We start from the raw sequence: 25,028 nt of genomic DNA, 5'->3' as shown, positions 1-25,028 counted from the left end.
GGCTGCCCCTGCAGCGCACGCCCTTGGCAATGTGTATGTGGTCATCGCCCCTTTTCTGGATTTTTGTTGCCATCATGCTGTTCTGGGCCCTGGGGGCCTACAACCGCCTGACGCGGCTGCGCTCCTCCGTGGTCCAGGCCTTTGGCGCGGTGGACGCCCACCTCGTGCGCCTGATGGCGCTGCTCGGTGAGTTCGATGCAGTCCAGGGCCACCACCATATCGCCGACCCCGCCGTGTCCCGCGGTAGCGCAGACCATGTGCCGCAGCCGCAGGGCCCGGTGCTGGACCCCGCCAAGGTGGCGGCCCTGCGTGGCGCCACCACGCAGATGGGCGCATCGCTGGCCGTGGCGCGCTCGCAGCCCCTGCAGCGCGATGCGCTGGCCGCGCTCACCGCGGCGCGCAGCGTGCTCGACGCCACCTGGCGCAGCGTGGTGACCGAGGCCGATGGCCCCGGTGCCAAGGAGATGCTGGCCCCCTGGTCCATCCGCTGGGAGGAGCACCACGCGCAGATCGATCTGGCCGTGCAGGTGATCAACCATGCGGCCGAACAGCACAATGCCGCCATCCACCAGTTTCCGGCCCGTGTCCTCGCCTGGGTCTTTGGCTTCAAGGAAGCCAAGGGGCTGTGAGAACGCCTGCACGTTCTGCCCCCATCCCGGGCTGTTTTTTTCCGGCCTTTTTCTTTTTTGACCGCCAGACCCCGCGCCTGTGTGCCGGCACCCCGAGGCCCCGACCATGAAACCAGCCCCACCCCACCCCGCCGTGCCCGAAGGGCAGCGTCCCGGTTCCGGTCGCCCTGCCGCACAGGCCGGCGCCAGCCGGGGGGACGCTGCCCCGCAGGTGGCGCTGTGGCAGCAACTTGTCGCCGTGGCCGGCGTGCTCCAGGCGATCCGGGGCGGCACCTCGGGCACTGCGGCGCTGGACGCGGTCGGCGCCGCGCTGCGCCCAGGCGTGCAGGCCTTGCTGTTCCAGGTGCTGCGCAACCTGGGGCGTGCCGAGGCCCTGCGGCGCCAGCTGGCCCGCCGGCCACCGCCGCCCGATGCGGATGCCCTGCTGTGCACGGCGCTGGCGCTGTGCTGGCGTGCCGACGAAGCCCCCTATGAGCCCTTCACCCTGGTCAACCAGGCCGTGGAAGCCGCCAAGCGGCACCCGGCCACGCGCGCCCAGTCCTCGTTCATCAATGCCTGCCTGCGGCGCTTTCTGCGCGAAAGCGAGGCACTGGTGGCGGCCACCGAGGCCGACCCCGTGGCCCGCTGGAACCACCCGCTGTGGTGGATCAAGCGCCTGCAGAAGGACCACCCCGAGCAGTGGGAGCAGATCCTGCATGCCAACAACACCCACGCCCCGATGGCGCTGCGCGTGAACCGGCTGCAGGGCAGCCAGGCGCAATACCAGCAGGAGCTGGCCGACATGGGCGCCGCTGCCGACCCGGCCGGTGCCGTTGGCCTGGTGCTGCACCGGCCGCTGCCGGTGCAGGCACTGCCCGGGTTTGCCCAGGGCCGCGTGTCGGTGCAGGACATGGCGGCCCAGCAGGCGGCGCCACTGCTGCTGCAGGGCATGGACCGCACGCACAGCCTCAGGGTGCTGGACGCCTGTGCCGCCCCCGGCGGCAAGACCGCCCACCTGCTGGAGATGGCCGGGGAGGGCGCTCCGCTGCAGGTGACGGCCCTGGAGATCGACGCCACGCGCGCCGAGCGCATCCACCAGACCCTTTCCCGCCTGGGCCTGGCCGCCCAGGTGCTGGTGGCCGACGCGGCCCGGCCAGAGGCCTGGTGGCCGCAGGCCAGTGGCGGCGCGCTGTTCGATGCCATCCTGCTCGATGCACCGTGCACCGCCTCGGGCATCGTGCGCCGCCACCCGGACGTGCGCTGGCTGCGCCGCGAGACGGACATCGCCCAGCTGGCTACCCTGCAAAAGCAGTTGCTGGCCGCCCTGTGGCCGCTGCTCGCGCCCGGCGGGCGGCTGCTGTACTGCACCTGCTCCGTCTTCCGTGCGGAGGGGGACGCACAGGTGCAAACGTTTCTTGCACACAACACCGATGCACATTTGCTCCCCTCGCCTGGGCATTTAATCCCCCGCGCAGCGGACAAGCAGGGGGCTGTCCCGGACAATCGATTCGGTGATCACGACGGATTTTTTTACGCACTGTTGCAAAAATCGGCCGACTGAGCGCTCCGCAGCTCGTTGGGGGTGGATTGGTGCGCTTTTGATGCTGATCACCTTGTGGGTGTTGCCGATGTCCACCCGGGCGGAGACCAGCCGCGGTGAAGTGGCCGAACTGCGCCTGCAGCGCCTGGACGATGGCATCTACCTGAGCACCAGCCTGGAGTTCGACCTGCCCGAGCTCGCCGAAGATGCCTTGCGCAAGGGCATCCCCATGTATTTCGTGATGGAAGCGCAGGTCATGCGCGACCGCTGGTACTGGTCCGACCGCCTGGTGGCGGAGGCCACGCGCTACCTGCGGCTGAGCTACCAGCCCCTGACCCGGCGCTGGCGCCTGAGCACCTCGGCATCCCCCATCACCAACACCGGCCTGGGCGTGGCGCTGGGCCAGAATTTCGACGACCTGGAGGATGCGCTGTCGGCGATGCAGCGGGTTTCGCGCTGGAAGATTGCAGAAGCCACTGCAATCGATACCGATGCCGGCCATACGATACAGTTTCGCTTCAGGCTCGACATGTCGCAACTGCCCCGCCCGTTCCAGATCGGCGCCGTGGGCCGCTCTGGCTGGAACCTGCTGGTCTCGCGCACTGGGCGCCTGGCCTTGCCGGAAGGCGCCAAGTGACCACCGGGCCTGCTGCGGCGCCAGCGTCGGCTTCGGCCCATCTGGCGGCGCGCCAGTCTCGAGCGGTGCGCTGGGCGGTGGGTGTAGGGGCCGCCATCATGTCCGCCATCGGGCTGGTGTTGCTCTTTTTGCTGACGCTGGCCACCAACAACCGTGCGCTCTACGAGCGCAACTATGCCTGGCTCTTCGGCGTGAACGTGCTGGTGGCCCTGCTGCTGCTGGCGGTGCTCGGCTGGGTGGCCGTGCGCCTGTGGCTGCGCCTGCGTCGGGGCCGCTTCGGCAGCCGCCTGCTGGTCAAGCTGGCGGCCATCTTTGCGCTGGTGGGCCTGGTGCCCGGCCTGCTGATCTATGTGGTGTCCTACCAGTTCGTGACCCGGTCCATCGAAAGCTGGTTCGACGTGAAGGTGGAGGGTGCGCTGTCCGCCGGGGTGAGCCTGGCGCGCGTCTCGCTCGATGCCCTGGCGACCGACATGGCCTCCAAGACGCGCACGGCCAGCGCCCAGGTGGCGCAGGTCCCCGACGCCTCCGCCGGGGTGGTGCTCGAGCGCATCCGCGACCAGTTGGGGGCCACCGACGTCATCCTGTGGAACAGCGCGGGGCAGGCTGTGGCCAGCGCCGGCCAGTCGCGCTTCAGCCTGAACCCCGAGCGGCCCGGCGTGCCGCTGCTGCGCACCGTGCGCCAGCAGCGGGCGCTGACGCAGATCGAGGGGCTGGACGATATCGCAGACCCTGCCGCCGTGCAGAACGCGCGCGTGAAGATCATCGCCCTGGTCAGCAGCCCCACGGTGGGCCTGCTGGCCGAGCCGCGCTACCTGCAGGCCACGCTGATGCTGCCGCCGGCCCTGGTGGAGAACGCCATTGCCGTGCAGGAGGCCAACCGCGAGTACCAGGAGCGCGCCCTGGCGCGCGGCGGCCTGCGGCGCATGTATGTCGGCACGCTCACGCTGAGCCTGTTCCTGGCCGTCTTCGGTGCTGTGCTGCTGGCTGTGCTGCTCGGTAACCAGCTGGTGCGGCCGCTGCTGGTGCTGGCCGAGGGGGTGCGCGAGGTGGCCGCCGGCAACCTGAGCCCCAAGGCCGCCCTGCAGGGCAAGGACGAGCTCGGCGGCCTGACCCGCTCGTTCGCGCTCATGACCCAGCAGCTGGCGGACGCCCGTGGTGCCGTGGAGCAGAGCATGAGCGAGGTGGACGCGGCGCGCGCCAACCTGCAGACCATCCTCGACAACCTCACTGCCGGCGTGATGGTGCTCGACGGCGCGGGCACCATCCGCTCGTCCAACCCCGGCGCCACGCGCATTCTGCGTGCGCCCATGGCGGCCTTCGAGGGGCAGGCGCTGGCCGAAGTGCCCGGCCTGGCGGACTTTGCCGCCGCCGTGCAGAAACAGTTTGCGGCCTTCCTGGGCGAGCGCGACCACCACGGGCTGGACCACTGGCAGCACCCGTTCGAGTTGCACGCCTCGCTCGCCGGCGTCGGGCAGCACGCGACCAGCATCATTGCGCGGGGTGCGGAACTGCCGGATTCGACCCGACTGTTGGTTTTTGACGACATTTCCGAAATCGTTTCGGCGCAGCGCGCGCAGGCCTGGGGCGAGGTTGCACGGCGCCTGGCACACGAAATCAAGAACCCCCTCACGCCTATTCAACTGTCGGCCGAACGGCTCGAGATGAAGCTCACCGGCAAGGTCGCGGCCACCGAGCAGGCCGTGCTCACCAAGTCGGTCAGGACCATCGTCGAGCAGGTCGATGCGATGAAGCGCCTGGTCAACGAATTCCGGGACTACGCACGCCTGCCGGCCGCCGAACTGCACGCGCTGGACATCAACGCGCTGGTGACCGACGTGCTCCATCTGTATGGCGAGGAAAACGCCACAGTCCCCGTGAAAGCTGAGCTGGACGCGCGTTGCCCGGCGATTGCAGGCGATGCGCAGCAGTTGCGCCAGGTGGTGCACAACCTGCTGCAGAACGCGCAGGACGCGACCGAACAGGCGCGCGCCGCGGGTGGCGAAAACTCGTCGCCGGTGCGCATCACGACGCGCTGGAGCGAGTCTTCCGGGCGCGTGCGGCTCACGGTGTCGGACAGCGGCAGCGGCTTTCCGGCGCACATCCTGCAGCGTGCTTTCGAGCCCTATGTCACCACCAAACCGCGTGGCACTGGCCTGGGTCTCGCCGTGGTCAAAAAGATCGCGGACGAGCATGGGGCGCGCATCGACCTGTCCAACCGGGTCGAAGATGGCGTGGTGCGGGGCGCCCAAGTGTCGTTATCATTCGCCACTGAACCAGCGGTGGCGGCATAACAACACGCCCCGCAGTACCTCCCAAGGCGTTTTCACACACATGGCAAACATTCTGGTGGTCGACGATGAGCTCGGCATTCGCGACCTGCTGTCCGAAATCCTGAACGACGAAGGCCACAGCGTGGACCTTGCAGAGAACGCGACGCAGGCCCGTGCGGCGCGTGCCGGCAGCAGCTATGACCTGGTGCTGCTGGACATCTGGATGCCCGACACCGATGGCGTGTCGCTACTCAAGGAGTGGGCCACCGGCGGCGTGCTGACCATGCCCGTCATCATGATGAGTGGCCACGCCACCATCGACACGGCGGTGGAGGCCACCCGCATCGGTGCCTTCTCCTTCCTGGAAAAGCCCATTACCCTGCAAAAGCTGCTCAAGGCCGTGGAGCAGGGCCTGGCGCGCAACGCCGCCCACCACGCCGCCCCCGTGGCGGCCGTGCAGGCCCCGGCCGCCGCACCCGCCGACGCGCCTTTCACCCAGGTGCCGGTGATCACCGCGCTGTCCGGTGTCGAAGCCGGCCCGCATGCGCACCAGGGGTTCGACCTGGACCGCCCGCTGCGCGAAGCGCGCGACGGCTTTGAAAAAGCCTACTTCGAATTCCACCTGGCCCGCGAAGGCGGCTCCATGACCCGCGTGGCTGAAAAGACCGGCCTGGAGCGCACGCACCTGTACCGCAAGCTGCGCCAGTTGGGCGTGGACCTGGGTCGCGGCAAGCGCGCCTGAAAAAAATTGATCCGTAATCTTTTCAGGGTCAATTTTCTGGCTATAATTTGAGGCTCAGGCCCGGTAGCTCAGTCGGTAGAGCAGAGGATTGAAAATCCTTGTGTCGGTGGTTCGATTCCGCCCCAGGCCACCAAAATAGCGAACGCCCCAGTACTTTCAACGGTGCTGGGGCGTTTTGCATTGGACGCGCATGATCCACTGGACGGCGGGGGGGACCCTTTCCTAAGATGGCGGCCGTGCACACACCACCACTATCCCCAGACCCCTCCTTCTTTTCGCAGCCACCGGCGGGCGCGCTTGCGCAAGCGCTCGGCCTGCCGCTGTTCGAATCACCCTGGCACATGCCGCAATATCCCGAGGGCGCCGTGGGGCAGTGGCAACTGCGGCGCGGTGGCGTGGGCCTGGACCGCGGCTACCACAGCGGTCCTTGCGTCGTGGAGAATTCCGCCATCCTTCTGCGCAAGGGGGCCGGCGACCACTGGGAAACCTGGATGTCGCTCTCGCCGTTCGAGATCGAAAGCCAGGAATTGGCGTGCCGCCATGCGCATGGGCACACGGTCGTGATGGGACTGGGCATGGGCTGGGCCACGGCCAACATTGCGCTGCAGCCCGCCGTGCACAAGGTCACGGTGGTGGAGCGCGACCCACAGGTGCTGGAACTGTTCGATCGTTGCCGCGTGCTTGCCGGCCTGCCGCCGTCGGCTGCACAGAAGGTGGAGCTGGTAGAGGCCGATGCCTTGGAGTGGCGGCCTGCGCCGGAGATGCCACCCGTCGACTTCCTGTATGCCGACATCTGGCTGGGCATTGCCGAGCCGCGCATGCTGCCCGATGTGCAACGCATGCAGTCCCATGTCCAGGCGCGCGAGGTGTACTTCTGGGGGCAGGAGCTGGTGCTGGGGGCCCATGCGCGCAGGCAGGTGCCCACGGGGGAAGGCCCTTCGTGGCCGCTGGCCCTGGAGGCGGCGGCCCATGCGACAGGCCTGCCGCTGCTCCAGCAGCCTGCAGGCCGCTATGCGGACTTCGTTGCCCGGGTGTTGCGGTTGCGCGAGGGCACTGCGCCTTTGCGCTGAAAACGGATAGCCTTCAAAAATAATTTCACCAGGCTGTTGACCGCAGGGTAAAGACTATTTACTATTGCGTCCATCGCGGTTTCGACCGCACCCCTTTTCAACCGATTGCCCTCCCACCAGGATTCCCCATGAACGCCGCCGCCACCCTCACCAGCCGCCGACCCGCACCGGGCCGGGCGCTCGTGCGCGTCGCTGTGCTTGCGCCGTGTGCCGTCGTGCTGCGCCTGTTGCCATGCCTGGCCGCGGATGTGCTGTGTGCGCATGGCCATGATGAGGATCGCTGGCCACCGGGTGGAGGGCGCGCTTAGGCGCATCACCTCCAAACTCTCTTCGCAGAGGCCCGGGCACCGCAAGGTTCCGGGCCTTTTTGTTTTCAACCGGGCGGCAAGCCGCTCCCATCAATTTCGGGTGTGTCTTCACCACACCGCCAGCAAGCAGCTGCGCGAGGGCACATCCGAAATGGAAGGTTCTCCTTTTTTAAATCTCCAAGCCCCGGTGACGGAACCGGCATACGTGCTTGCCTTAGAAGCAAGATTTTGGGAGTTCGACTCTCCCCTGGGGCACCAATTTTTTCCCGCGTTAGCTCAATGGATCAGAGCACCTGCCTACGAAGCAGGGGGTTGCACGTTCGAGTCGTGCACGTGGGGCCATTTACCTGGGCCTTTTGGCGATCTTTTCGCGACCCTGAAAAGACCACCAACAGGCTCTCGAGGGTGCGGTAGCAAAGCGACCATGCAGCGGATTGCAAATCCGCAGACACCGGTTTGAATCCGGTCCGCACCTCCATCCATTTTCTGTATCCCTTTTCGTGGTGCGCGTAGCTCAATGGCAGAGCTGCGGGTTGTGATCCCGCCGATGACGGTTCGATTCCGTTCGTGCACCCCATTCCCCCTGCCTCTCTCCATGGCGCAATTGGCAGACGCACCAGCCTCAAATCCTGGCGCCTTCGGGCATGTCCGTTCGAATCGGACTGGAGAGACCAGCGCTTGCGTGGACCCGCGCGACAACACCCTGCCGCAAGTCCGGTGAAAGCCGTGCGTCCGGGCAGCGTCTGCAGACCCTGGTCTACGATAGGCGCTGTTCGCCAGCCCCGGCGGACGATGGCTCCCATGCCGCGCCATGGGGTGGGTTGTCCACCCCGGCGCCAGCCAGCCCCTGGGCACTGCCCGCGCGCGTCTCCCTGTCGTTTCGCGCCGGCCGTCGCCCCCAGGCCGCCCGCCGCCATGTCTCTCTTGCCATCGCTCGCGATGCCGACCGGCACCGGGGGCTCTCTCCCCGCCCTGATTGCAAAGGACACCATGTCTGTTTCCGATCCCTCCCACCCGGCCTTGTCCCAACCCCCGTTGTCTCCTGCGCAGCGCCATGCCATGGACCTGCTGCTCAGCCGGCAATCGCCGTGGCCCTTGGTCGAGCCGGCGCCCGATGCCGCTGCGCTGGACCTGGTGTTCGCCGCCGCGATGCGTGCCCCCGACCATGGGCAGCTGCGGCCCTGGCGCTTCGTCGTCGTGCGCGGCGAGGCGCGGTCTGCGCTGGGCCAGGTGTTCGCGCGCGCGGCCCGGGCCCGCGACCCCTATGACGATGGCGAGCGCTTTCGCGGCAAGGCCATGGCGGCACCGATGCTCGTGGCCCTGGTGGCGCATGTGAAGGTGCCGCACAAGGTGCCCGAGGGCGAGCAGGTGCTGGCCACCGGCGCTGCCGTGATGAACATGCTGAACGCCTTGCACATCCTGGGTTTCGGGGGCTTCTGGGCCACGGGTGCCAACTCCCATGACGACAGCGTGAAGGCGGCGCTCGGTCTGGGCGCCAGTGATCGCCTGCTGGGCTTTCTGTACATGGGCACGTCCAAGGACCGGCTGCCACCGCCCGCTCGCCTGGATGCGGGCGACTTCGTGCGCGAGTGGGTGCCACCCGGCACGGTGTAGCCAATGGCCGCGGTCTGCCTCAGGCGGCCCGGGCAGGGGCCCACAGGCGCACGGCCAGGGCCGCCAGGCTGGCTGCCGTGGCCAGCAGCGCCACGCCCATCCAGCCCCATTGGGCCAGCAGCAGGCTGCCCAGGGCCGCACCGGTCGCCATGCCGGTGAACATGCCCGCCATCAACACGGCATTGAGCCGGCTGCGGGCACCCGGGTCGATGCCATAGACCAGGGTCTGGTGCGCGATCAGCGCGGCCTGCACGCCGAGGTCGAAACCGATGGCGCACACCACCAGCAGGCACAACTGGGCGGTGGGGCCCATCCAGGGTGCCAGTGCCATCGCGGCGAAGGACAGGGCGGCCAGGCCGGCGCCCAGGCGGGTGACGAGTTCCGGCCCGCGGCGATCGGCCAGCCGGCCAGCCAGGGGCGCCGCCAGTGCACCGGCCGCACCGGCCAGGCCAAAGGCGCCGGCGGCGGTGCTGCCCAGGTGGAATGGTGCGCCATGCAACATCACCGCCAGCGTGGACCAGAAGGCGCTGAACCCCACCGAAAGCAGGCCTTGCGCCAGCGTGGCGCGCCGCAGGCCGGGATGGCGCTGCCACAGCGTGGCCAGCGAGGCCAGCAACCGGGCATACGGCAGTTGGGTGGTGGGCTGAAAACGCGGCAGGCCGCGCCATGTGGCCAGGCCCATGGCCGCCACGCTGGCCGCTGCGGCCACGAACACGGTGCGCCAGCCGAAATGTTCGGCCACGAAGCCGCTGACCACGCGCGACAGCAAAATGCCCAGCAGCAGGCCGGTCATCACCGTGCCCACCACCTTGCCGCGGTGGGCGGCAGGCGCCAGCGTGGCGGCGGCGGGCACGATGTCCTGCGCCAGGGTGGCGGTGATGCCGATGGCCAGGCTGGCAGCGAGCAGCACGCCGATGGAGGGCGCCACCGCGGCGAGCAGCAGCGCGCCCACCAGCGCGGTGGCCTTGGCGAGGATGATGCGGCGCCGGTCGAAGCGGTCCCCGAGCGGCGCGAGCAGCAGGATGCCCAGCGCATAGCCGAGTTGCGTGAGCGTGGGCACCCATCCCACAGCCTGGCCGGGGGCGCCGATGTCTGCCCCCAGCACGCCCAGCATGGGCTGGCTGTAGTACAGCGAGGCCACGCCCAGGCCGGCACCGGCGGCGAGCAGCAGCACCAGGGCGGCGGGAAGCGCCGGAGTCTGTGTTGCCGACCTGGGGCTGCCAGGCGCGATGCCCGTCAAGGCATCCGTTTTTTGCATGAAAGACATGGTGTTAACCCTTGGGAATGACCTGGGCGAAGTGTGATTCCTGCGGCGCCCTCTTGGTAGTAGGATGATTTGCACTTTGGATATACGCTGGATGCATGACAACACCACCGAAAGCACAGTCCACCGGCGCACCGCTCCAGGCGGGCTCCCGCAGCGCACTGGGCAATCGCCTGCAGTGGATGGAAACCTTTGTGCGCATCGTCGAAGCCGGCAGCCTGTCGGCCGCCGCGGCGCAGATGCACGCCACCCAGCCCACGGTGAGTCGCCGCCTGCAGGCGCTGGAACAGTCCCTGGGGGTGCGCCTGCTGCAGCGCACCACCCACACCATGCGCCTCACGGTGGATGGAGAGCGCTGCTACCAGCGGGCCAAGGAGCTGTTGGCGAACTGGGCGTCCTTCGAGGCCGACCTGCGCGGCGCACAGGAAGAACCCGAAGGCACGCTGCGCGTGGCCATGCCGCATGCCTTCGGGCAGGAGATGTTCGTGGGGCCGCTGGCGCAGTTCCTGGGCGCGCACCCGCGCGTGTCGGTCGAATGGCTGCTCCAGGACGATGTGCGCGACTTCATCGGCGCGGGCATCGACTGCGCCATCCAGGTCGGTGAGCCGGCCGATCCGGCCGTGGTGGCCATCCGCCTGGCCGAGGTGCCGCGCATCGTGGTGTGCGCGCCTTCCTTGCTGGGTGCGGGCGGCGCCATTCCCCACGATCCAGACGGGCTGGCAGGGCTGCCCTGGCTGGCCCTGCAGACCTACTACCGCAATGAGCTGGCGCTGACCCATGCCACCACAGGGGAAACGCGCCGCATTGCCTTTCGCCCGCGGATGAGCACCGACAGCCTGTATGCCCTGCGCAGTGCGGCAAAGCGGGGGCTCGGGGCCTGTGCGGGCTCGGCCTGGCTGATGCAGCAGGAACTGGCCCAGGGGGCGCTGGTGCATCTGGCCCCCCAATGGCAGCCCGCGCCGTTGCCGATGTACCTGGTCTATCCGCATGCCCGCTTCTACCCGTCGCGCCTGCAGCGCTTCGTGTCCGCCATGCGCGCGGCGGTACCGGCCATGATCGCGCCGGCACCGACCCCCTGAGGCCGCCATGGGCGCCTGCCCCAGGGGCTTGCTGCGCCATGGCACAATCCCGCTCCCCTTGCGCAAGGCCCCGCCGCCTTCGCTCCGCGCGCACCCGGCTGCGCCGCTTTCGCTTTCTGTTCCTTGCTTCTTTCTCCCTCTTCGATCCCCATGCCCCTCCTGAAGGACACCACCCTCGGCATTGACTTTGGCACCTCCAACTCGGCCATGGCCGTGCGCCAGGGCCGCTCGCCCGCCCGCATGATCGCGCTGGAGGGGCAGGGTGTCACCTTGCCCACGGCGCTGTTCTTCAACGCCGAGGACCACCGCACGCACTTCGGCCGCGACGCCGTCGGCCAGTACCTGGCGGGCACCGAAGGGCGGCTGATGCGCTCGCTCAAGAGCCTGCTGGGCAGCGCGCTGCTGCAGGACAAGACGGCGGTGCACAACCAGCTCATGAGCTACCAGGACATCATCGGCCTGTTCCTGCGCATGCTGGCGGCCAAGGCCACCGAAGCCCTGGGCGCCATGCCGGCCCAGGTGATCATGGGGCGGCCCGTGCACTTCGTGGACGATGATCTGGCGCGCGACCAGCAGGCCGAGGAATCGCTGCGCAAGGCGGCACTGGACGCGGGTTTTCAGAACGTGTCCTTCCAGTTCGAGCCCATGGCCGCGGCGCTCGACTACGAGCAGCGCATCAGCCGCGAGTCGCTGGTGCTGGTGGTGGACATCGGCGGCGGCACCTCGGACTTCACCGTGGTGCGGCTGGGGCCCGAGCGCCTGGCGCTCGGTGCCGACCGTGCTGCCGACGTGCTGGCCACGACAGGCGTGCATGTGGGCGGCACCGACTTCGACCGGCGCCTGAGCCTGGAGCTGCTGATGCCGATGCTGGGCTATCGGCACCTGGGGCCGAGCGGGCGCGAAGTGCCCAACCGCGTGTTCTTCGACCTCTCGACCTGGCACCTGATCCAGTGGCTGTACGCGCCCAAGGCGCTGCGCGACGCCCAGAACCTTCGCACCGACTATGCCAACCAGCGCCTGCATGCGCGGCTGATGACGGTACTCAACGAGCGCCTGGGCCACCGCATGGCCAATACGGTGGAGCAGGCCAAGATCGCGGCCTCGCTGTCGGATGCCGCGGCACCCATGGACCTGGGCTGGATCGAGCCCGCGCTGGACTCCGCTGTCACCCCCGAAGGGCTTGCGCAGCACCTGGCTTCGCCGCTGGAGCAGGTGGTGGCCTGCGCGCAGGAGTGCGTGCAGCTCGCCGGCCTCGCACCGCGCGGGCCGGATGCGATCTACCTGACCGGGGGCTCGTCCGCGCTGCGCCCGCTGCGCGAGGCCCTGCGCCGGGCCTTCCCGGAAACGCCCCAGGTCGAAGGCGATCTGTTCGGCGGCGTGGCGGCAGGCCTGGCGGTGTCGGGGCGCTGAGCTTTCAGCCCTCGGCGCCTTCCTTCTCGCCCTTTTTCCAGTCCAGCGCCGTGTCGTAGAGCACGTTGCGCGATGCGCCCGTGATCTCGGCGGCCAGGCGCACGGCGGTCTTGAGCGGCAGCTCGGCCAGCAGCAGGCGCAGCACGCGCAGGCTTTCGCCGTCATCTGCGGCCACCGGAACGGGGTGCAGCAGCACCACGAATTCACCGCGCGAGCGCTGCGGTGCGCCGTCGAGCCAGGCAGTGAGCGCCTGTGCAGGCTGGGTGGTGACTTCTTCGAACTGCTTGGTCAGCTCGCGCGCCAGGGTCACCGGGCGCTCGCCCAGCACCGCCAGGGCCTGTGCGAGCTCACCGATGCGGTGGGGCGCTTCGAGTAGCACCACGCAGCGTGCCTCGCCGGCCAGGTGCCCGATGGTGGCCGCGCGCTCGGCATTCTTTACCGGCAGGAAGCCCGCAAACACAAAGCCACCGTGCTCGGCACTGTGCGCCACCGCGCCGGCCACACTGAGTGCGGTGGTGATGCTGCTGGCGCCGGGCAGGGGCAGGGCGCGCAGGCCCGCGGCCTGCACGGCAGCCACCAGGCGGGCACCCGGGTCGCTCACGCCGGGGGTGCCGGCGTCGCTCACATAGGCCACGCGCTGGCCCTCGTGCAGCCGCTGCACCACGTTCTGCGCGGCCTCGGCTTCGTTGTGCTGGTGCACGGCGAGCAGCTGCGAGGCGCTTTTGTCGATGCCATAGGCGCGCAGCAGGGACTGGGTGTGGCGCGTGTCCTCGCAGGCCACGGTGTCGGCCAGCTGCAGGACGTGCAGCGCACGCAGGGTGATGTCGGCCAGGTTGCCGATGGGCGTGGCCACCACGTACAGGGCCCCCTGCGGATAATGCTGCGCAGCCGCTGCATCGCGCGCGGCGTCGAGGGCGGAAGCGAAAGAGGCGCTCAATGAAATTCCTTGGACTTGGAAAAAGGCAGGCCGCCGACAAGCCGGCGCCCGCCGTGGCTGGAAACACCACCCGGCAGCAGGGCGTGGTGGCGGAAGACCGCGCACTGGCGCACCTGCAGGCCGCCGGGTTGCGCCTGCTAACGCGCAATTATCGGACGCCCGGGCGCGGCGGGGGCGAGATCGACCTGGTGATGTGCGAGCGTGATGGCACCACCGTCTTCGTGGAAGTGCGCAGCCGTGCCAGCCAGGCCTTCGGCGGCGCCGGGGCGAGCATCGGCGCCGTCAAGCAGCAGCGCATCGTACTGGCGGCGCGGCACTACCTGATGCGCCTGGCTGCGCCACCGCCGTGCCGCTTTGACGTCGTGCTGGTCGAGGAAGCCCAGGTGCAATGGCTCAAGGCGGCTTTCGACGCGCAGTGAGCTGCAAAGTTCCTATCGGCGCCTGGGGCGCAACCCTCGGTGCAGCCTAAACCCTTTGCTACAAAATTTGCGACAAAAGCTGTAACACGCGGCGGGTATCATCGGGCCTCCATGCTTGAGCAACGCATCCAACAGCACTTCATCGACAGCGCCGACCTGAAATACCAGGCGGCCCAGACCCTGAGCACCCCCATTGCTGCGGCAGTGCACGCCATGCTGGCCTGCGTGACCAGCGGCGGCAAGGTGCTGGCCTGCGGCAACGGCCCCTCGGCCGCCGAGGCGCAGCAGTTCGCCGCCTTCTGCGTGGCCGGCTTCGAGCGCGAGCGCCCCGAGCTGGCCGCCCTGGCCCTCACCGCCGACAGCACGCTGCTGACGGCCGGGCCGGGTGGCGCGCAGGACCAGGGCTCCCAGCAATTTGCCCGCCAGGTGCGGGCACTGGGCCAGGCGGGCGACCTGTTGCTGGCCCTGTCGGTCAGTGGCAACGAGGCCAACCTGCTGGCGGCGACCGAGGCCGCGCACGAGCGCGACATGACCGTGGTGGTGCTCACCGGCCGCAACGGCGGCCAGCTGGCAGCCGTGCTGCGCGAAACCGATGTGCTGATCAGCGTGCCGCATGACCGCGCCGCCCGCGTGCGCGAGGTCCACGCCCTGGTGCTGCACTGCCTGTGCGATGGCGTGGACGCCCAGTTACTTGGTGAACAGGAGATACCGCTATGAAGCAAACCATGAACCGCACCCTCTGCACGGCCCTGGCCGCTGCCGCCCTGGCAGCCGGCCTTTCGGCCTGCGCCCCGCTGATCGTCGGGGGCGCCGTGGTGGGCAGCATGATGGCTGTGGACCGCCGCACGACGGGCACCCAGGTCGAGGACGAAGGCATCGAGCTGCGCGCAGCCAACCGCATCCGCGAGGCGCTGGGCGACCGCGCCCATGTGAACGTGACCAGCTACAACCGCCAGGCCCTGCTGACCGGCGAAGTGGCCAGCGCCCAGGACCGCGAAACCGTCGAGCGCATCGTGACCGGCGTGGACAACGTGCGTTCGGTGGTCAATGACCTGGCCGTGCTGCCCAACACCTCGCTGGGCCAGCGCTCCAACGACACCGTCATCACCGGCAAGGTGCGCGCCAGCTTCGTCGACGCGGCCGATATCTCGGCCAACGCCTTCAAGGTGGTGACCGAGCGCAACATCGTCTACCTGATGGGCCGCGTCACCCAGCGCGAAGCCGGCCGCGCCACCGAGATCTCCCGTGGCGTGAGCGGCGTGAGCAAGGTCGTGCGCGTGTTCGAGATCGTCACCGAAGAAGAGCTGCGCCGCAACTCGCCGACCCCCGCGCCGGTCACCACCGACACCGCGCCCGCCCGCTCGCTCTGACCCCGGCTGCTCGGGCCGTTTGTTCCCGGAACCTTTGAAACTGGCGCGCCCCGAGCCAGCGCCCCCGCGCAAGGGCCGCCCCGCCGCGCTGGGGGCGTCCCCCTCCGGGGGATGGCGCGAAGCGCCTCAGGGGGGCTTCACTTCAGGCGTTTGATCAGGCTCGACGTATCCCAGCGGTTGCCGCCCAGGCCCTGCACGTCGGCATAGAACTGGTCCACCAGCGCGGTGACGGGCACGCGCGAGCCGTTGCGGCGGGCCTCGTCGAGCACCAGGCCCAGGTCCTTGCGCATCCAGTCCACGGCAAAGCCGAAGTCGAACTTGTCGTCGACCATGGTCTTGCCGCGGTTGTCCATTTGCCAGCTCTGGGCTGCGCCCTTGCCGATCACGTCGAGCACCTGCTTCATGTCCAGGCCCGCGTTCTGGCCGAAGGCCACGGCCTCGGACAGGCCCTGCACCAGCCCGGCGATGCAGATCTGGTTGACCATCTTCGCCAGCTGGCCCGAGCCGCTGGCGCCCAGCAGCGTGAAGGCGCGCGCAAAGGCCAGGGCCACGGGGCGGACGGCATCGAAGGCAGCAGCATCGCCACCGCACATCACCGTGAGCTGGCCGTTCTGCGCACCCGCCTGGCCGCCCGACACCGGCGCATCGACGAACTGCAGGCCCGCGGCCTGGGCCGCAGCGTACAGCGCGCGCGCCACTTCGGCCGAGGCCGTGGTGTGGTCCACGAAGATGGCACCGGCCTGCATGCCCGCAAAGGCGCCGCCGGCACCGAGGGTGACCGAGCGCAGGTCGTCGTCATTGCCCACGCAGCAGAACACGATGTCGGCGCCTGCCGCGGCTTCGCGCGGGGTGGCGGCATGGCGCGGGGCCTTGCTGGTGGCGAACTCCTCGCACCAGGCGAGCGACTTGGCCGCAGTGCGGTTGTACACGGTGACTTCATGCCCGGCCAGGGCCAGGTGGCCGGCCATGGGGTAGCCCATCACGCCCAGGCCCAGGAAGGCGACCTTGCGGGAAGGGGTGGCGTCGTAGCTGCGGGGGTTGGTGCTTGGCATGGGAGGAAGAAATGATGGGCTGGTCGGGAAGAAAAAAAGCCCGCCCAGAAGGGCGGGCGAGAGTGTGTGCGGTGGCTTCTGCGGCAGTCCGGGGCGTCAGACGATCGCGAAGTGCTCGGTGCCCTGGGCCAGGTCGGGCGACTTGGCGCGCTGGCTGTTGAGCTTGATCTGCAGGCGCAGGTCGTTGAGCGAGTCGGCGTTGCGCAGCGCGTCTTCGTAGCTGATCACATTCGCCTCGTAGGCGTCGAACAGCGCCTGGTCGAAGGTCTGCATGCCCAGGTTGCGGCTCTTCTTCATGATCTCCTTGATCTCGGAGACATCGCCCTTGAAGATCAGGTCCGAGATCAGCGGGGTGTTGAGCATGATCTCCACGGCCGCGGCGCGGCCCTTGCCGTCCTGCTTGGGGATCAGGCGCTGGGAGACCAGGGCACGCAGGTTCAGCGACAGGTCCATCAGCAGCTGCGCGCGGCGTTCTTCGGGGAAGAAGTTGATGATCCGGTCCAGCGCCTGGTTGGCGCTGTTTGCGTGCAGCGTGGCCAGGCACAAGTGGCCGGTTTCGGCGAACGCCACGGCGTGCTCCATGGTTTCGCGGTCGCGGATTTCGCCCATCAGGATGACATCGGGCGCCTGGCGCAGCGTGTTCTTGAGGGCGGCTTCCCAGGTGTCGGTATCCAGGCCCACCTCGCGCTGCGTGACCACGCAGTTCTTGTGCGGGTGCACGAATTCGATCGGGTCCTCGACCGTGATGATGTGGCCGAAGGAGTTCTCGTTGCGCCAGTCCACCATGGCGGCCAGCGTGGTCGACTTGCCCGAGCCCGTGGCACCCACCAAGATGCACAGGCCGCGCTTGGTCATCGTCACTTCCTTGAGCACCTGCGGCACACCCAGGCCGTCGATGGTGGGCAGCGTGAGCGGAATCGTCCGCATCACCATGCCAACCTTGCCCTGCTGGATGAAGGCATTCACCCGGAAGCGGCCGATGCCGGCCGGCGAGATCGCGAAATTGCACTCCTTGGTGCGCTCGAAGTCCGCCACCTGCTTGTCGCTCATGACGGCTCGCGCCAGCGTGAGCGTGTGGGTGGGCGTGAGCGGCTGGGGCGACACCTTGGTCACCTTGCCGTCGACCTTGATGGCCGGTGGAAACTCTGCCGTGATGAACAAGTCGCTGCCATTGCGGCTGACCATCAGCTTGAGCAGGTCGTTGATGAATTTACTGGCCTGATCGCGTTCCATCAGAGTTTCTCCCTTGCGGTCCTGGTCTGCCGGACGGTCATTGTCATTTCTGGTTGCCGTCGCTCAGGCGGGCACTCACCACGCGCAGGCGCAACGACAGCTTGCGGGCCAGCAGCGCAATCAGGCTGGCAGCCAATTGGGGGTCCTTGGACATCATGTCGTCCATGGCTTCGGCGCTCAGCACGGCGATCTCGCAGTCGGTGAGCGTGGTGCAGGCGGAGAAGCGGATACCGCTGTCCAACAGGGACATTTCGCCCAGGATGTCGCCGGGCCGCGTCTCGGCCAGGCGCAGGTGCTCGCCCCAGGGCTGCACACGGTCCACGGCAATGGTGCCAGTGAGCAGCACCACCATGAAGTTGCCGTACTCGTCCTGGCGGATCACGTCGCGGTTGGAGGGGATGGCGGCAAATTCGAAAAAGCGCTCCATGCGCTCCACGGCGTCCTTGTCCAGGTGGGCCATGTACTTGTCCTTGGCCCACAGCCCCTGCAGCAGCTTGCCGCCACGGCTCGTGGGCAGGCGCTTGGCGCCCACCTCCACGGCACGGGCCTCCCAGGGCACCAGCATGGAGTCGTCCACGCCCTGGCCGGCAAAGGCCGTCGAGAACAGCACCGAATCGGTGTTGTCCTCGGCCGGCTTGTTGCCGATCGACTTCATGCGCAGAAGGCCGAGAATGCCTTTCATAATTTGCTCCGAGTGCGGCGCGCTGCGCCGCAGTGTCTTCTGTCAGTGTGTGCTCACCCGTGCTGAGATCAGCCGGGGAAGTTTTCGGGGATCTTGGCCTTGCCGCGCGCTTCGGCCGGGCTGATGATGTTGCGGCGCACCATGTCGGTGAGGTTCTGGTCCAGCGTCTGCATGCCCACGCTGTTGCTGGTCTGGATGGTGGAGTACATCTGCGCCACCTTGGCCTCGCGGATCAGGTTGCGGATGGCGCTGGTGCCCAGCATGATCTCGTGCGCGGCGACGCGGCCCGAGCCGTCCTTGGTCTTGCACAGGGTCTGCGAGATCACGGCCTGCAGCGATTCGGAGAGCATCGCGCGGACCATTTCCTTTTCTTCGGCGGGGAACACGTCGATGATCCGGTCGATGGTCTTGGCGGCGCTCGAGGTGTGCAGCGTGCCAAAGACCAAGTGGCCGGTTTCCGCCGCCGTCATGGCCAGGCGGATGGTTTCCAGGTCGCGCATTTCACCCACCAGGATGGCGTCCGGGTCTTCGCGCAGTGCGGATTTCAGCGCGGCGGCGAAGGACAGCGTCATCGGGCCGACTTCGCGCTGGTTGATCAGGCACTTCTTGGACTCGTGCACGAACTCGATCGGGTCTTCCACCGTAAGGATGTGGCCGTACTCGGTTTCGTTGAGGTAGTTGACCATGGCCGCCAGCGTCGTGGACTTGCCCGAGCCGGTCGGCCCGGTCACCAGCACCAGGCCACGCGGCTTCAGGGCCAGGTCGCCGAAGATCTTGGGGGCATTGAGCTGCTCCAGCGTCAGGATCTTGCTCGGAATGGTCCGGAACACGGCGGCGGCGCCGCGGTTCTGGTTGAATGCGTTGACGCGGAAACGCGCCAGGCCTTCGATTTCGAACGAGAAGTCGACTTCCAGAAATTCCTCATAGGTCTTTCGCTGGGAGTCGCTCATGATGTCGTACACCATGCCGTGGACCGTTTTGTGGTCCAGCGCGTCCACGTTGATGCGGCGCACATCCCCGTGGACCCGGATCATGGGCGGCAGACCTGCGGAGAGGTGCAGGTCGGAAGCCTTGTTCTTGACGCTGAACGCCAGCAGCTGGGTAATGTCCACGGGATCCCCTCTATCGTTTGGTACGCTTGCCAATCATTATGACCACGATTGATAACAACCTCCAACAGGTTATGGGCAGGATTGCACAGGCCTGCGCCGCAGCCGGGCGCGATCCGGCCGGGGTGGCGCTGCTGGCGGTTTCCAAGACCTTCGGTTCCGACGCGGTGGCCGAGGCCGTGGCCGCGGGCCAGCGGGCCTTTGGCGAAAACTACATCCAGGAGGGCGTGGAGAAGGTGGCGGCCCTGCGCCAGCTATCGCCCGCCAGCCTGCAATGGCACTGCATCGGGCCCATCCAGAGCAACAAGACGCGCCTGGTGGCCGAACACTTCGACTGGGCACACACGGTGGACCGGTTGAAGATCGCCGAGCGCCTGTCGGCCCAGCGCCCGGAACACCTGGCACCGCTGCAGGTGTGCATCCAGGTCAACGTGGACGGTGGCGATACCAAGGCCGGCGTGCCGCCGCAAGAGGCCCTGGCCCTGGTGCAAGCTGTGGCTAAACTGCCACGGCTTGCGGTGCGCGGGCTCATGAGCATCCCCGACCATGCGCCGGATTTCGAGACCCAGAAGGAACTGCACCTGCGCGCCCAGCACCTTTTCCTGCAAATCCAGGCCAGCGGCGTGCCCGGCCTGGCGGGTTTCGACACCCTGTCGATGGGCATGACGGCCGACCTCGAGGCCGCAATCCACGCCGGCAGCACCCTGGTGCGGGTCGGCACCGGCATCTTCGGCGGGCGGGTGTACCCCGCTGCCTGAAGCCGGGGGCTCAGCCGCCGGTGAAGATGGCCACGCAATCGAGCGCGGCCTTGATGTCGGCGTCGCTGATGTCAAGGTGGGTCACCCAGCGCAGCCGGGTCTGGCCCGCGTAGAGGCCGCTGGTCACGCGCACGCCGTGCTGCGCCAGCCAGGCCGTGAAGGCGGGGGCGACCTCCGTGTGCAGGTCGGTGAACAAAATGTTGGTCTGCCAGGGGTGGACGGTGATCTTGCCCTGGAGCACGGGATGGCTGCGGTTGGCCTCGGCCAGGCCCTCGGCCAGCCGGGCCAGGCGGGCGTGGTCGTCGGCCATGCGGCGCACGTGGTGTTCCAGCGCATAGCGGCCGGCCGCGGCCAGCACGCCGGCCTGGCGCATGCCGCCGCCCAGGATCTTGCGCGTGCGGCGCGCCTGGCGGATGAAATCCTGGCTGCCCAGCACCAGCGAGCCGATGGGGGCGCCCAGCCCCTTGCTCAGGCACAGCGAGGCCGAGTCGAAATGGCTGCACAGGGCGCGGGCTTCGTCGTACACGTCGCTGCCTGCCCGGGCGGCATTGGCCGTGGCAGCGTTGAACATGCGTGCGCCATCCAGGTGCATGGCCAGGCCGCGCTGGCGTGCCAGGACCGAGACCTCGGCCACATAGGTCGGGGGCAGCACCTGGCCGCCCGTGGTGTTCTCCAGCACCACCAGGCGGGTGCGCGCGAAGTGCGGGTCGTCGGGTTTGATGGCGGCCGCGATGTCGGCCAGGCGCAGCGTGCCGTCGGGCTGGGTCTCCACGGGCTGGGGCTGGATGGAGCCCAGCACCGCCATGCCGCCGGCCTCCCAGCGGTAGGTGTGCCAGCTCTGGCCGACGATGGCCTCGTCACCGCGCTGGCAGTGGCCCCACAGGGCGATCAGGTTGGTCTGCGTGCCCGAGGGGGCGAACAGCGCGGCCTCGAAACCCAGCAGTTGCGCTGCGTACTCCTGCAGCGCGTTCACGGAAGGGTCGTCACCGAACACATCGTCGCCCAGCGGGGCATCGAACATGGCCGCGCGCATGGCGGGCGTGGGCTGGGTGACGGTGTCGCTGCGAAAGTCGGGCATGGGGCGGTTTCCTCGGGTTCTGGGCTATGGCCGCCATGGTAGCCGCGGCCCATGGCAGTTGCTGCCGTACGGGCAAGCCGGGCGCCCCCGGCCTGTACTCAAGGCCTGGCCATCTTGCACTCCGTGCCCTGGGCCAGTTCGTTGCCGGTGTAGATGGCATCGGTGCGAAAGCCGTAGTTCGTGCCTTCCCAGCCGGTCTTCACGGCCTTGCCGTCCACCGGGGTGATGGTGTTGACCACCTGGGGCAGCAGCAGCTGGTGGTCTTCGCCGCGCATGCGCACCGGGCCGACCACCGTGTCCACGGTCAGGTCTTCGAGCGCGCGGGCCACCTTCACCGGGTCGGTCGACTGGGCCTTGTTGATGGCGGCGGCCAGGAAGCGCGGCGTCATGTCGATGCGCGGCGCGAGGAAGTCCTTGCCGGTCTTGGCCTTGTAGGCCTTGGCCAGGGCATCCGTCCTGGCGCTGTCGGCCTGGCCCGGGTGCCATTCGGCCACCCAGGTCAGCTGGCCGAGTTTGGCCTGCGAGAAGGCCAGCACGGTGCCGGGCACCGCGCCGGCGCTGTGGTTGAAGTAGCGCAGGTTGTAGCCTGCATCGCCAGCGGCCTTGAGCAGCAGCACCATGTCCTGCCCCCAGTTGCCGGTGATGACCGAATCGGCCTCGCTGCCCTTGACCTTGGACACATAGGGCGAAAAGTCCTTGACGCGGCCGATGGGGTGCAGGCTTTCGCCGACGAACTGGATGTCGGGCCGGGCCAGGCCCACCATCTCGCGGCCATAGTGCGCCCACTGCTTGCCGTGCGCGTAATCCTGGTTGAGCAGGAACACCTTCTTGATGTCCGGTTGCTTCTTGATGTAGTTGGCGATGGCCTTCATCTTCATGGCCGTGTTGGCATCGAACTGGAAATGCCAGAAGCTGCAGGCTTTGCCCGTGAGTTCGGGGTCGATGGAGGAGTGGTTGAGCACCAGGATCTCCTTGCCCGGGTTGCGCTGGTTGTGGCGCGCAGCCGCCTGCACCAGCGCCGTGACCACGGACGAGCCCGAGCCGCCCGTGACGATGGCGCGCGCGCCCTGGTCGATGGCTGCCTGCAGCGCGCTCTGGCTCTCCTGGGCCGAGAGCTTGCTGTCGAACTGCAGCAGCTGCAGCTTGACCCCCTTGAGCACGCCGCCCTTGGCGTTGATGTCCTCGATGGCGTACTGCGTGTGGGTGAGCATCAGCTCGCCCACGTTGGCGAACGGACCCGAGAGCGGGTCGATGTAGGCGACCTTGAAGGTCTCCTGCGCCAGCGCCGGGGCGGCTGCGCACAGCAGGGCCGCGCCGGCGGCCACGGGCGTCGTCGTCATCAGGGAACGCAAAAGGTGGTGCATGCGGGTCTCGCTTTCTTGTGTTGTGGAAAAACGGTGGGCGCCGGGGGCCTGCTGGGGGCGGTGGCTCAGTGCGCAGCCCGGCGCCGGGTGCGCAGGCCCAGCACCCGGTAGGCCAGGGCGGCCAGCTCCCGTGCCACCCCGTCGGCCGGCAGGCGACCATCTGGCCTGTACCAGTTGTAGAGAAAGCCTGGCAGGCTGCAGGCCGCCAGGGCCGTGATCTTGGTGTCGTTGAACTCGAACATGCCGTCCCGTCGGCCCTCTTCGAGCAGGGCGCAGAGCCGGTCGTAGAAATGGTTGGCCAGCTGCTTTTGCGCCGCCAGGTACTCGGGGCGGTAGACCTGGGGTTCGCGGTAGGGGAAAAAGGCCGCCGGGTGGTGCGCGAGCGTGGCGTGGATCAGCCGCTCGATGCCTGCGGTCACCTTCTCGTGCGCGGGGCGGGTGTCGCCCTCGGCGAAATCCATGGCCGTGAAGCAGGCCACGGCGGGCGTCCAGCACAGGGTCTCGAAGATCTCCTGCTTGTTGCGGAAGTAGTAGTAGACAAAGGGCTTGGTCACGCCCAGCTTCTGCACGATCTGCTCGATGGTGGTGTTGGCGTAGCCCTGGGCGTCGAACAGCGCTTCGGCGGCGCGCAGGATGCGCTCGCGCTTCTCGTCCGACCCGGCCGTGGCGGCCTTTTGCCGGCCAGTGGCCTGCACGGGAGCCTGCTGGTTCATCGGTGTCCTTTGCGCGACGGTTGATTTATACCCATGGGTAGCATTGTTCTACCAGCGGGTATATATTGGCAAGACGCTGGCGGGTGGGGCGCCCTATCGAAAACCCTTGGATGCCCCGTGAACCAGCGATTGCAGACACCTTGGAGACAACGCATGCCCGATACCGCAACGCCGCTGCTGCCGCTGCACGAACACCTGCGCCGCCATGCGCGCGACACTCCCGACCGCACCGCCTACCTCTGGTACGGCCAGCCCATCACCTGGGCCGAGATCGATGCGGCCAGCGACGCCTTCGCTGCGCGGCTGCAGGCGCTCGGGGTGCGCCAGGGCGAGCCGGTGGCGCTGTTCATGAACAACTGCCCGCAGTACGTGATGGCGCACTACGGCATCCAGAAGATCGGTGCCATCGTCTGCCCCTGCGGGCCGCTCAACAAGGAGCACGAGCTGCAGTACCAGCTGTCGGACCTGAAGGCCCGCGTGATCGTGGCGGCCGATGTGCTGCTGCCCGTGGTCGACAAGGTGCGCGCGACGACGGATCTGGCCCATGTCTTCGCCGTGCGCTATGGCGAGCTGCTTCCCGGCACGCCCAGCATCGACGTGCCGGCCGAGCTGCTGGCCATGCAGGCGGCGTCGGCTCCCGTGCCCCAGGGCTGCGAGGACTTCATGGCCGTGGTGCGCGCGGGTGGCTCGCCCGTGCCGGTGGCCATCGGCATGGACGATGTGGCGCTGATGACCTACACCTCGGGCACCACCGGCCTGCCCAAGGGCGCCATGCTGAGCTATGGCAATGCCAGCTTCAAGACCGCCGCATCGGCCGAATGCAACGGTGCGCGCGGCGACGACGTGCTGCTGGCCGTGGCGCCGCTGTACCACATCGCCGGCATGGTGATGGGCGTGAACCTGCCCATCTACACCGGGGCCACGACGGTGCTGCTGTACCGCTTCGACCCCCTGGGCATTGCCCAGGCGCTGGAGCGCCACCGGGTGAGCTGGTGGTACAGCATCGCGCCCATGAACGGCGCCCTCATGCAGGTGCCCGGCGCACGGGCGATGGACTGGAGCGCGCTGCGCAGGAACCCCGTCACGAGCTTCGGCATCACCTTCACCGAAGCGCTGGCGCAGCAGTGGACGGAGTTTGCCCCGAACTGCACCTCGTTCGAGGCGTCCTACGGCCTGTCGGAGACGCACACGGTGGACACCTACATGCCGCACGATTCGATCCGCTGGGGCGCGCACGGCAAGCCCGTTCCGGGCAACACCATCCGCATCATCGACCCGGAGACCGGCGCGCCGCTGCCGGCCGGCGAGGTCGGCGAGATCACCATCCATGGGCCTGGCAACTTCAAGGGCTACTGGAACAAGCCCGACGCCACGGCGCAGACCCTGCGCAATGGCTGGGTGCACACCGGCGACATGGGGCGCATGGATGCCGACGGCTACCTGACCTTCATCGGCCGCTTCAAGGAGATGATCAAGGTCTCGGGCTACAGCGTGTTTCCCGAAGAGGTCGAGACCCTGCTCATCAAGCACCCCGCGGTGGCGCAGGCCGCCGTGATCGGCGTGGCCGATGCCGAGAAGGGCGAGGTGGTGCGCGCCTTCATCGTGACGAAGCCCGGCCAGGAGGTGGATGCCGCCACCCTGGTGGCCTGGGCACGCGAGAACATGGCGCCCTACAAGACCCCGCGCGAGGTGCGTTTCATCGATGCGCTGCCCGCCACGGGCGCCGGCAAGGTGCTGCGCCGCCTGCTGCGCGACATTCCCTGAAACCGTC

The 25,028-nt window shown here is 68.2% G+C and carries 23 protein-coding genes and 6 tRNA genes; 20 read left to right on the top strand and 9 right to left on the bottom strand.

Features of this window, described 5'->3' with window-relative positions:
* Positions 1 to 74: 74 nt before the first annotated feature.
* From AC07PF_RS04345 to AC07PF_RS04285, 13 genes are all read left to right on the top strand, one after another.
* A complete protein-coding gene (locus AC07PF_RS04345; RefSeq protein ID WP_007850036.1) occupies positions 75 to 629 on the top strand; it encodes a LemA family protein in 555 nt (184 codons plus the stop codon).
* A 106-nt stretch (positions 630 to 735) separates the two neighbouring features.
* The gene (rsmB, locus tag AC07PF_RS04340; RefSeq protein ID WP_494609156.1) at positions 736 to 2,169 is read left to right on the top strand and encodes a 16S rRNA (cytosine(967)-C(5))-methyltransferase RsmB; all 1,434 of its coding nucleotides are present in this window, start codon (positions 736 to 738) and stop codon (positions 2,167 to 2,169) included.
* Between the two features lie 40 nt (positions 2,170 to 2,209).
* Positions 2,210 to 2,785, top strand: a complete 576-nt coding sequence (locus tag AC07PF_RS04335) for a DUF4390 domain-containing protein (protein WP_007850021.1) — start codon at positions 2,210 to 2,212, stop codon at positions 2,783 to 2,785.
* Between the two features lie 98 nt (positions 2,786 to 2,883).
* Positions 2,884 to 5,076: a sensor histidine kinase gene (locus tag AC07PF_RS04330; protein WP_494610988.1), complete on the top strand. Its 2,193-nt coding sequence runs from the start codon at positions 2,884 to 2,886 to the stop codon at positions 5,074 to 5,076.
* Between the two features lie 40 nt (positions 5,077 to 5,116).
* Positions 5,117 to 5,797 carry a response regulator gene (locus AC07PF_RS04325; protein ID WP_007850017.1) on the top strand — a complete coding sequence of 227 codons (681 nt, stop codon included), beginning with the start codon at positions 5,117 to 5,119 and terminating at the stop codon, positions 5,795 to 5,797.
* Positions 5,798 to 5,854: 57 nt separating this feature from the next.
* A tRNA-Phe gene (locus AC07PF_RS04320) sits at positions 5,855 to 5,930 on the top strand.
* Between the two features lie 208 nt (positions 5,931 to 6,138).
* On the top strand, positions 6,139 to 6,867 hold the full coding sequence (locus AC07PF_RS04315; protein WP_494610987.1) for a hypothetical protein: 729 nt from the start codon (positions 6,139 to 6,141) through the stop codon (positions 6,865 to 6,867).
* Positions 6,868 to 7,356: 489 nt separating this feature from the next.
* Positions 7,357 to 7,433 (top strand) — tRNA-Leu (locus AC07PF_RS04310).
* Positions 7,434 to 7,440: 7 nt separating this feature from the next.
* Positions 7,441 to 7,517: transfer RNA gene (locus tag AC07PF_RS04305), tRNA-Arg, on the top strand.
* A gap of 62 nt (positions 7,518 to 7,579) precedes the next feature.
* A tRNA-Cys gene (locus AC07PF_RS04300) sits at positions 7,580 to 7,653 on the top strand.
* 25 nt (positions 7,654 to 7,678) lie between these two features.
* A tRNA-His gene (locus AC07PF_RS04295) sits at positions 7,679 to 7,752 on the top strand.
* Positions 7,753 to 7,764: 12 nt separating this feature from the next.
* A tRNA-Leu gene (locus tag AC07PF_RS04290) sits at positions 7,765 to 7,849 on the top strand.
* A 316-nt stretch (positions 7,850 to 8,165) separates the two neighbouring features.
* Positions 8,166 to 8,789, top strand: coding sequence for a nitroreductase family protein (locus AC07PF_RS04285; RefSeq protein WP_007850014.1), 624 nt, complete (start codon positions 8,166 to 8,168; stop codon positions 8,787 to 8,789).
* 19 nt (positions 8,790 to 8,808) lie between these two features.
* Here AC07PF_RS04285 and AC07PF_RS04280 read toward each other — a convergent pair whose 3' ends face one another.
* On the bottom strand, positions 8,809 to 10,056 hold the full coding sequence (locus AC07PF_RS04280; protein ID WP_494610986.1) for an MFS transporter: 1,248 nt from the start codon (positions 10,054 to 10,056) through the stop codon (positions 8,809 to 8,811).
* A gap of 179 nt (positions 10,057 to 10,235) precedes the next feature.
* Between AC07PF_RS04280 and AC07PF_RS04275 the strand changes: the two genes are divergently transcribed.
* Both AC07PF_RS04275 and AC07PF_RS04270 read left to right on the top strand, forming a co-directional pair.
* Positions 10,236 to 11,132 (top strand): LysR family transcriptional regulator, encoded by an 897-nt coding sequence (locus AC07PF_RS04275; RefSeq protein WP_494611006.1) that lies wholly within the window; start codon positions 10,236 to 10,238, stop codon positions 11,130 to 11,132.
* Positions 11,133 to 11,282: 150 nt separating this feature from the next.
* On the top strand, positions 11,283 to 12,542 hold the full coding sequence (locus AC07PF_RS04270) for an Hsp70 family protein (RefSeq protein ID WP_494610985.1): 1,260 nt from the start codon (positions 11,283 to 11,285) through the stop codon (positions 12,540 to 12,542).
* A 4-nt stretch (positions 12,543 to 12,546) separates the two neighbouring features.
* Here the strand turns inward: AC07PF_RS04270 and rsmI are convergent, their stop codons facing one another.
* Complete coding sequence (gene rsmI, locus AC07PF_RS04265; RefSeq protein ID WP_007850004.1) at positions 12,547 to 13,479, bottom strand: 16S rRNA (cytidine(1402)-2'-O)-methyltransferase; 933 nt, start codon at positions 13,477 to 13,479, stop codon at positions 12,547 to 12,549.
* Here rsmI and AC07PF_RS04260 point away from each other — a divergent pair.
* The 3 genes from AC07PF_RS04260 (at position 13,479) to AC07PF_RS04250 (ending at position 15,268) form a co-directional block, all read left to right on the top strand.
* Positions 13,479 to 13,898, top strand: coding sequence for a YraN family protein (locus tag AC07PF_RS04260; RefSeq protein ID WP_035202263.1), 420 nt, complete (start codon positions 13,479 to 13,481; stop codon positions 13,896 to 13,898). The genes rsmI and AC07PF_RS04260 overlap by 1 nt on opposite strands.
* Before the next feature lie 111 nt (positions 13,899 to 14,009).
* Positions 14,010 to 14,615 carry an SIS domain-containing protein gene (locus AC07PF_RS04255; protein WP_007849999.1) on the top strand — a complete coding sequence of 202 codons (606 nt, stop codon included), beginning with the start codon at positions 14,010 to 14,012 and terminating at the stop codon, positions 14,613 to 14,615.
* Positions 14,612 to 15,268, top strand: coding sequence for a BON domain-containing protein (locus tag AC07PF_RS04250; RefSeq protein ID WP_007849996.1), 657 nt, complete (start codon positions 14,612 to 14,614; stop codon positions 15,266 to 15,268). Before AC07PF_RS04255 ends, AC07PF_RS04250 begins: the two co-directional genes overlap by 4 nt.
* A gap of 137 nt (positions 15,269 to 15,405) precedes the next feature.
* Here the strand turns inward: AC07PF_RS04250 and AC07PF_RS04245 are convergent, their stop codons facing one another.
* From AC07PF_RS04245 to AC07PF_RS04230, 4 genes are all read right to left on the bottom strand, one after another.
* Positions 15,406 to 16,320 (bottom strand): NAD(P)-dependent oxidoreductase, encoded by a 915-nt coding sequence (locus AC07PF_RS04245; RefSeq protein ID WP_494610983.1) that lies wholly within the window; start codon positions 16,318 to 16,320, stop codon positions 15,406 to 15,408.
* A 96-nt stretch (positions 16,321 to 16,416) separates the two neighbouring features.
* On the bottom strand, positions 16,417 to 17,553 hold the full coding sequence (locus tag AC07PF_RS04240) for a PilT/PilU family type 4a pilus ATPase (protein WP_007855987.1): 1,137 nt from the start codon (positions 17,551 to 17,553) through the stop codon (positions 16,417 to 16,419).
* A gap of 43 nt (positions 17,554 to 17,596) precedes the next feature.
* Entirely contained in the window at positions 17,597 to 18,235 is a 639-nt protein-coding gene (locus AC07PF_RS04235) for a cyclic nucleotide-binding domain-containing protein (protein WP_007855992.1), read from the bottom strand.
* Positions 18,236 to 18,303: 68 nt separating this feature from the next.
* Positions 18,304 to 19,347: a type IV pilus twitching motility protein PilT gene (locus AC07PF_RS04230; protein ID WP_007855993.1), complete on the bottom strand. Its 1,044-nt coding sequence runs from the start codon at positions 19,345 to 19,347 to the stop codon at positions 18,304 to 18,306.
* Positions 19,348 to 19,385: 38 nt separating this feature from the next.
* On the opposite strand from AC07PF_RS04230, the gene AC07PF_RS04225 reads away from it, so the two are divergent.
* Positions 19,386 to 20,102, top strand: coding sequence for a YggS family pyridoxal phosphate-dependent enzyme (locus AC07PF_RS04225; protein WP_494610982.1), 717 nt, complete (start codon positions 19,386 to 19,388; stop codon positions 20,100 to 20,102).
* 10 nt (positions 20,103 to 20,112) lie between these two features.
* Here AC07PF_RS04225 and ltaE read toward each other — a convergent pair whose 3' ends face one another.
* From ltaE to AC07PF_RS04210, 3 genes are all read right to left on the bottom strand, one after another.
* Positions 20,113 to 21,180, bottom strand: coding sequence for a low-specificity L-threonine aldolase (gene ltaE / locus AC07PF_RS04220; RefSeq protein ID WP_494610981.1), 1,068 nt, complete (start codon positions 21,178 to 21,180; stop codon positions 20,113 to 20,115).
* Positions 21,181 to 21,278: 98 nt separating this feature from the next.
* The gene (locus AC07PF_RS04215; RefSeq protein ID WP_494610980.1) at positions 21,279 to 22,544 is read right to left on the bottom strand and encodes a branched-chain amino acid ABC transporter substrate-binding protein; all 1,266 of its coding nucleotides are present in this window, start codon (positions 22,542 to 22,544) and stop codon (positions 21,279 to 21,281) included.
* Between the two features lie 65 nt (positions 22,545 to 22,609).
* The gene (locus tag AC07PF_RS04210) at positions 22,610 to 23,257 is read right to left on the bottom strand and encodes a TetR/AcrR family transcriptional regulator (protein WP_494610979.1); all 648 of its coding nucleotides are present in this window, start codon (positions 23,255 to 23,257) and stop codon (positions 22,610 to 22,612) included.
* A 153-nt stretch (positions 23,258 to 23,410) separates the two neighbouring features.
* On the opposite strand from AC07PF_RS04210, the gene AC07PF_RS04205 reads away from it, so the two are divergent.
* Positions 23,411 to 25,021, top strand: a complete 1,611-nt coding sequence (locus AC07PF_RS04205) for an AMP-binding protein (protein ID WP_494610978.1) — start codon at positions 23,411 to 23,413, stop codon at positions 25,019 to 25,021.
* Positions 25,022 to 25,028 lie beyond the last annotated feature (7 nt).

This window comes from Acidovorax sp. GW821-FHT10A04, from assembly GCF_059415825.1.
Note: the sequence above shows the minus strand (reverse complement) of the source record. Positions and strands in the feature narration are given on the sequence as shown.

Excerpts from the sequence above, each read along its gene's own strand:
- AC07PF_RS04325 (WP_007850017.1), top strand. The coding sequence starts at position 5,117 with ATGGCAAACATTCTGGTGGTCGACGATGAGCTCGGCATTCGCGACCTG.
- AC07PF_RS04250 (WP_007849996.1), top strand. The coding sequence starts at position 14,612 with ATGAAGCAAACCATGAACCGCACCCTCTGCACGGCCCTGGCCGCTGCC.
- rsmB (WP_494609156.1), top strand. The coding sequence starts at position 736 with ATGAAACCAGCCCCACCCCACCCCGCCGTGCCCGAAGGGCAGCGTCCC.
- AC07PF_RS04215 (WP_494610980.1), bottom strand. The coding sequence starts at position 22,544 with ATGCACCACCTTTTGCGTTCCCTGATGACGACGACGCCCGTGGCCGCC.
- AC07PF_RS04210 (WP_494610979.1), bottom strand. The coding sequence starts at position 23,257 with ATGAACCAGCAGGCTCCCGTGCAGGCCACTGGCCGGCAAAAGGCCGCC.
- AC07PF_RS04330 (WP_494610988.1), top strand. The coding sequence starts at position 2,884 with ATGTCCGCCATCGGGCTGGTGTTGCTCTTTTTGCTGACGCTGGCCACC.
- ltaE (WP_494610981.1), bottom strand. The coding sequence starts at position 21,180 with ATGCCCGACTTTCGCAGCGACACCGTCACCCAGCCCACGCCCGCCATG.
- AC07PF_RS04235 (WP_007855992.1), bottom strand. The coding sequence starts at position 18,235 with ATGAAAGGCATTCTCGGCCTTCTGCGCATGAAGTCGATCGGCAACAAG.
- AC07PF_RS04255 (WP_007849999.1), top strand. The coding sequence starts at position 14,010 with ATGCTTGAGCAACGCATCCAACAGCACTTCATCGACAGCGCCGACCTG.
- AC07PF_RS04275 (WP_494611006.1), top strand. The coding sequence starts at position 10,236 with ATGGAAACCTTTGTGCGCATCGTCGAAGCCGGCAGCCTGTCGGCCGCC.
- AC07PF_RS04280 (WP_494610986.1), bottom strand. The coding sequence starts at position 10,056 with ATGTCTTTCATGCAAAAAACGGATGCCTTGACGGGCATCGCGCCTGGC.
- AC07PF_RS04270 (WP_494610985.1), top strand. The coding sequence starts at position 11,283 with ATGCCCCTCCTGAAGGACACCACCCTCGGCATTGACTTTGGCACCTCC.
- AC07PF_RS04205 (WP_494610978.1), top strand. The coding sequence starts at position 23,411 with ATGCCCGATACCGCAACGCCGCTGCTGCCGCTGCACGAACACCTGCGC.
- AC07PF_RS04260 (WP_035202263.1), top strand. The coding sequence starts at position 13,479 with ATGAAATTCCTTGGACTTGGAAAAAGGCAGGCCGCCGACAAGCCGGCG.
- AC07PF_RS04240 (WP_007855987.1), bottom strand. The coding sequence starts at position 17,553 with ATGGAACGCGATCAGGCCAGTAAATTCATCAACGACCTGCTCAAGCTG.
- AC07PF_RS04315 (WP_494610987.1), top strand. The coding sequence starts at position 6,139 with ATGCCGCAATATCCCGAGGGCGCCGTGGGGCAGTGGCAACTGCGGCGC.
- AC07PF_RS04225 (WP_494610982.1), top strand. The coding sequence starts at position 19,386 with ATGACCACGATTGATAACAACCTCCAACAGGTTATGGGCAGGATTGCA.
- AC07PF_RS04345 (WP_007850036.1), top strand. The coding sequence starts at position 75 with ATGCTGTTCTGGGCCCTGGGGGCCTACAACCGCCTGACGCGGCTGCGC.
- AC07PF_RS04245 (WP_494610983.1), bottom strand. The coding sequence starts at position 16,320 with ATGCCAAGCACCAACCCCCGCAGCTACGACGCCACCCCTTCCCGCAAG.
- AC07PF_RS04335 (WP_007850021.1), top strand. The coding sequence starts at position 2,210 with ATGCTGATCACCTTGTGGGTGTTGCCGATGTCCACCCGGGCGGAGACC.
- AC07PF_RS04285 (WP_007850014.1), top strand. The coding sequence starts at position 8,166 with ATGTCTGTTTCCGATCCCTCCCACCCGGCCTTGTCCCAACCCCCGTTG.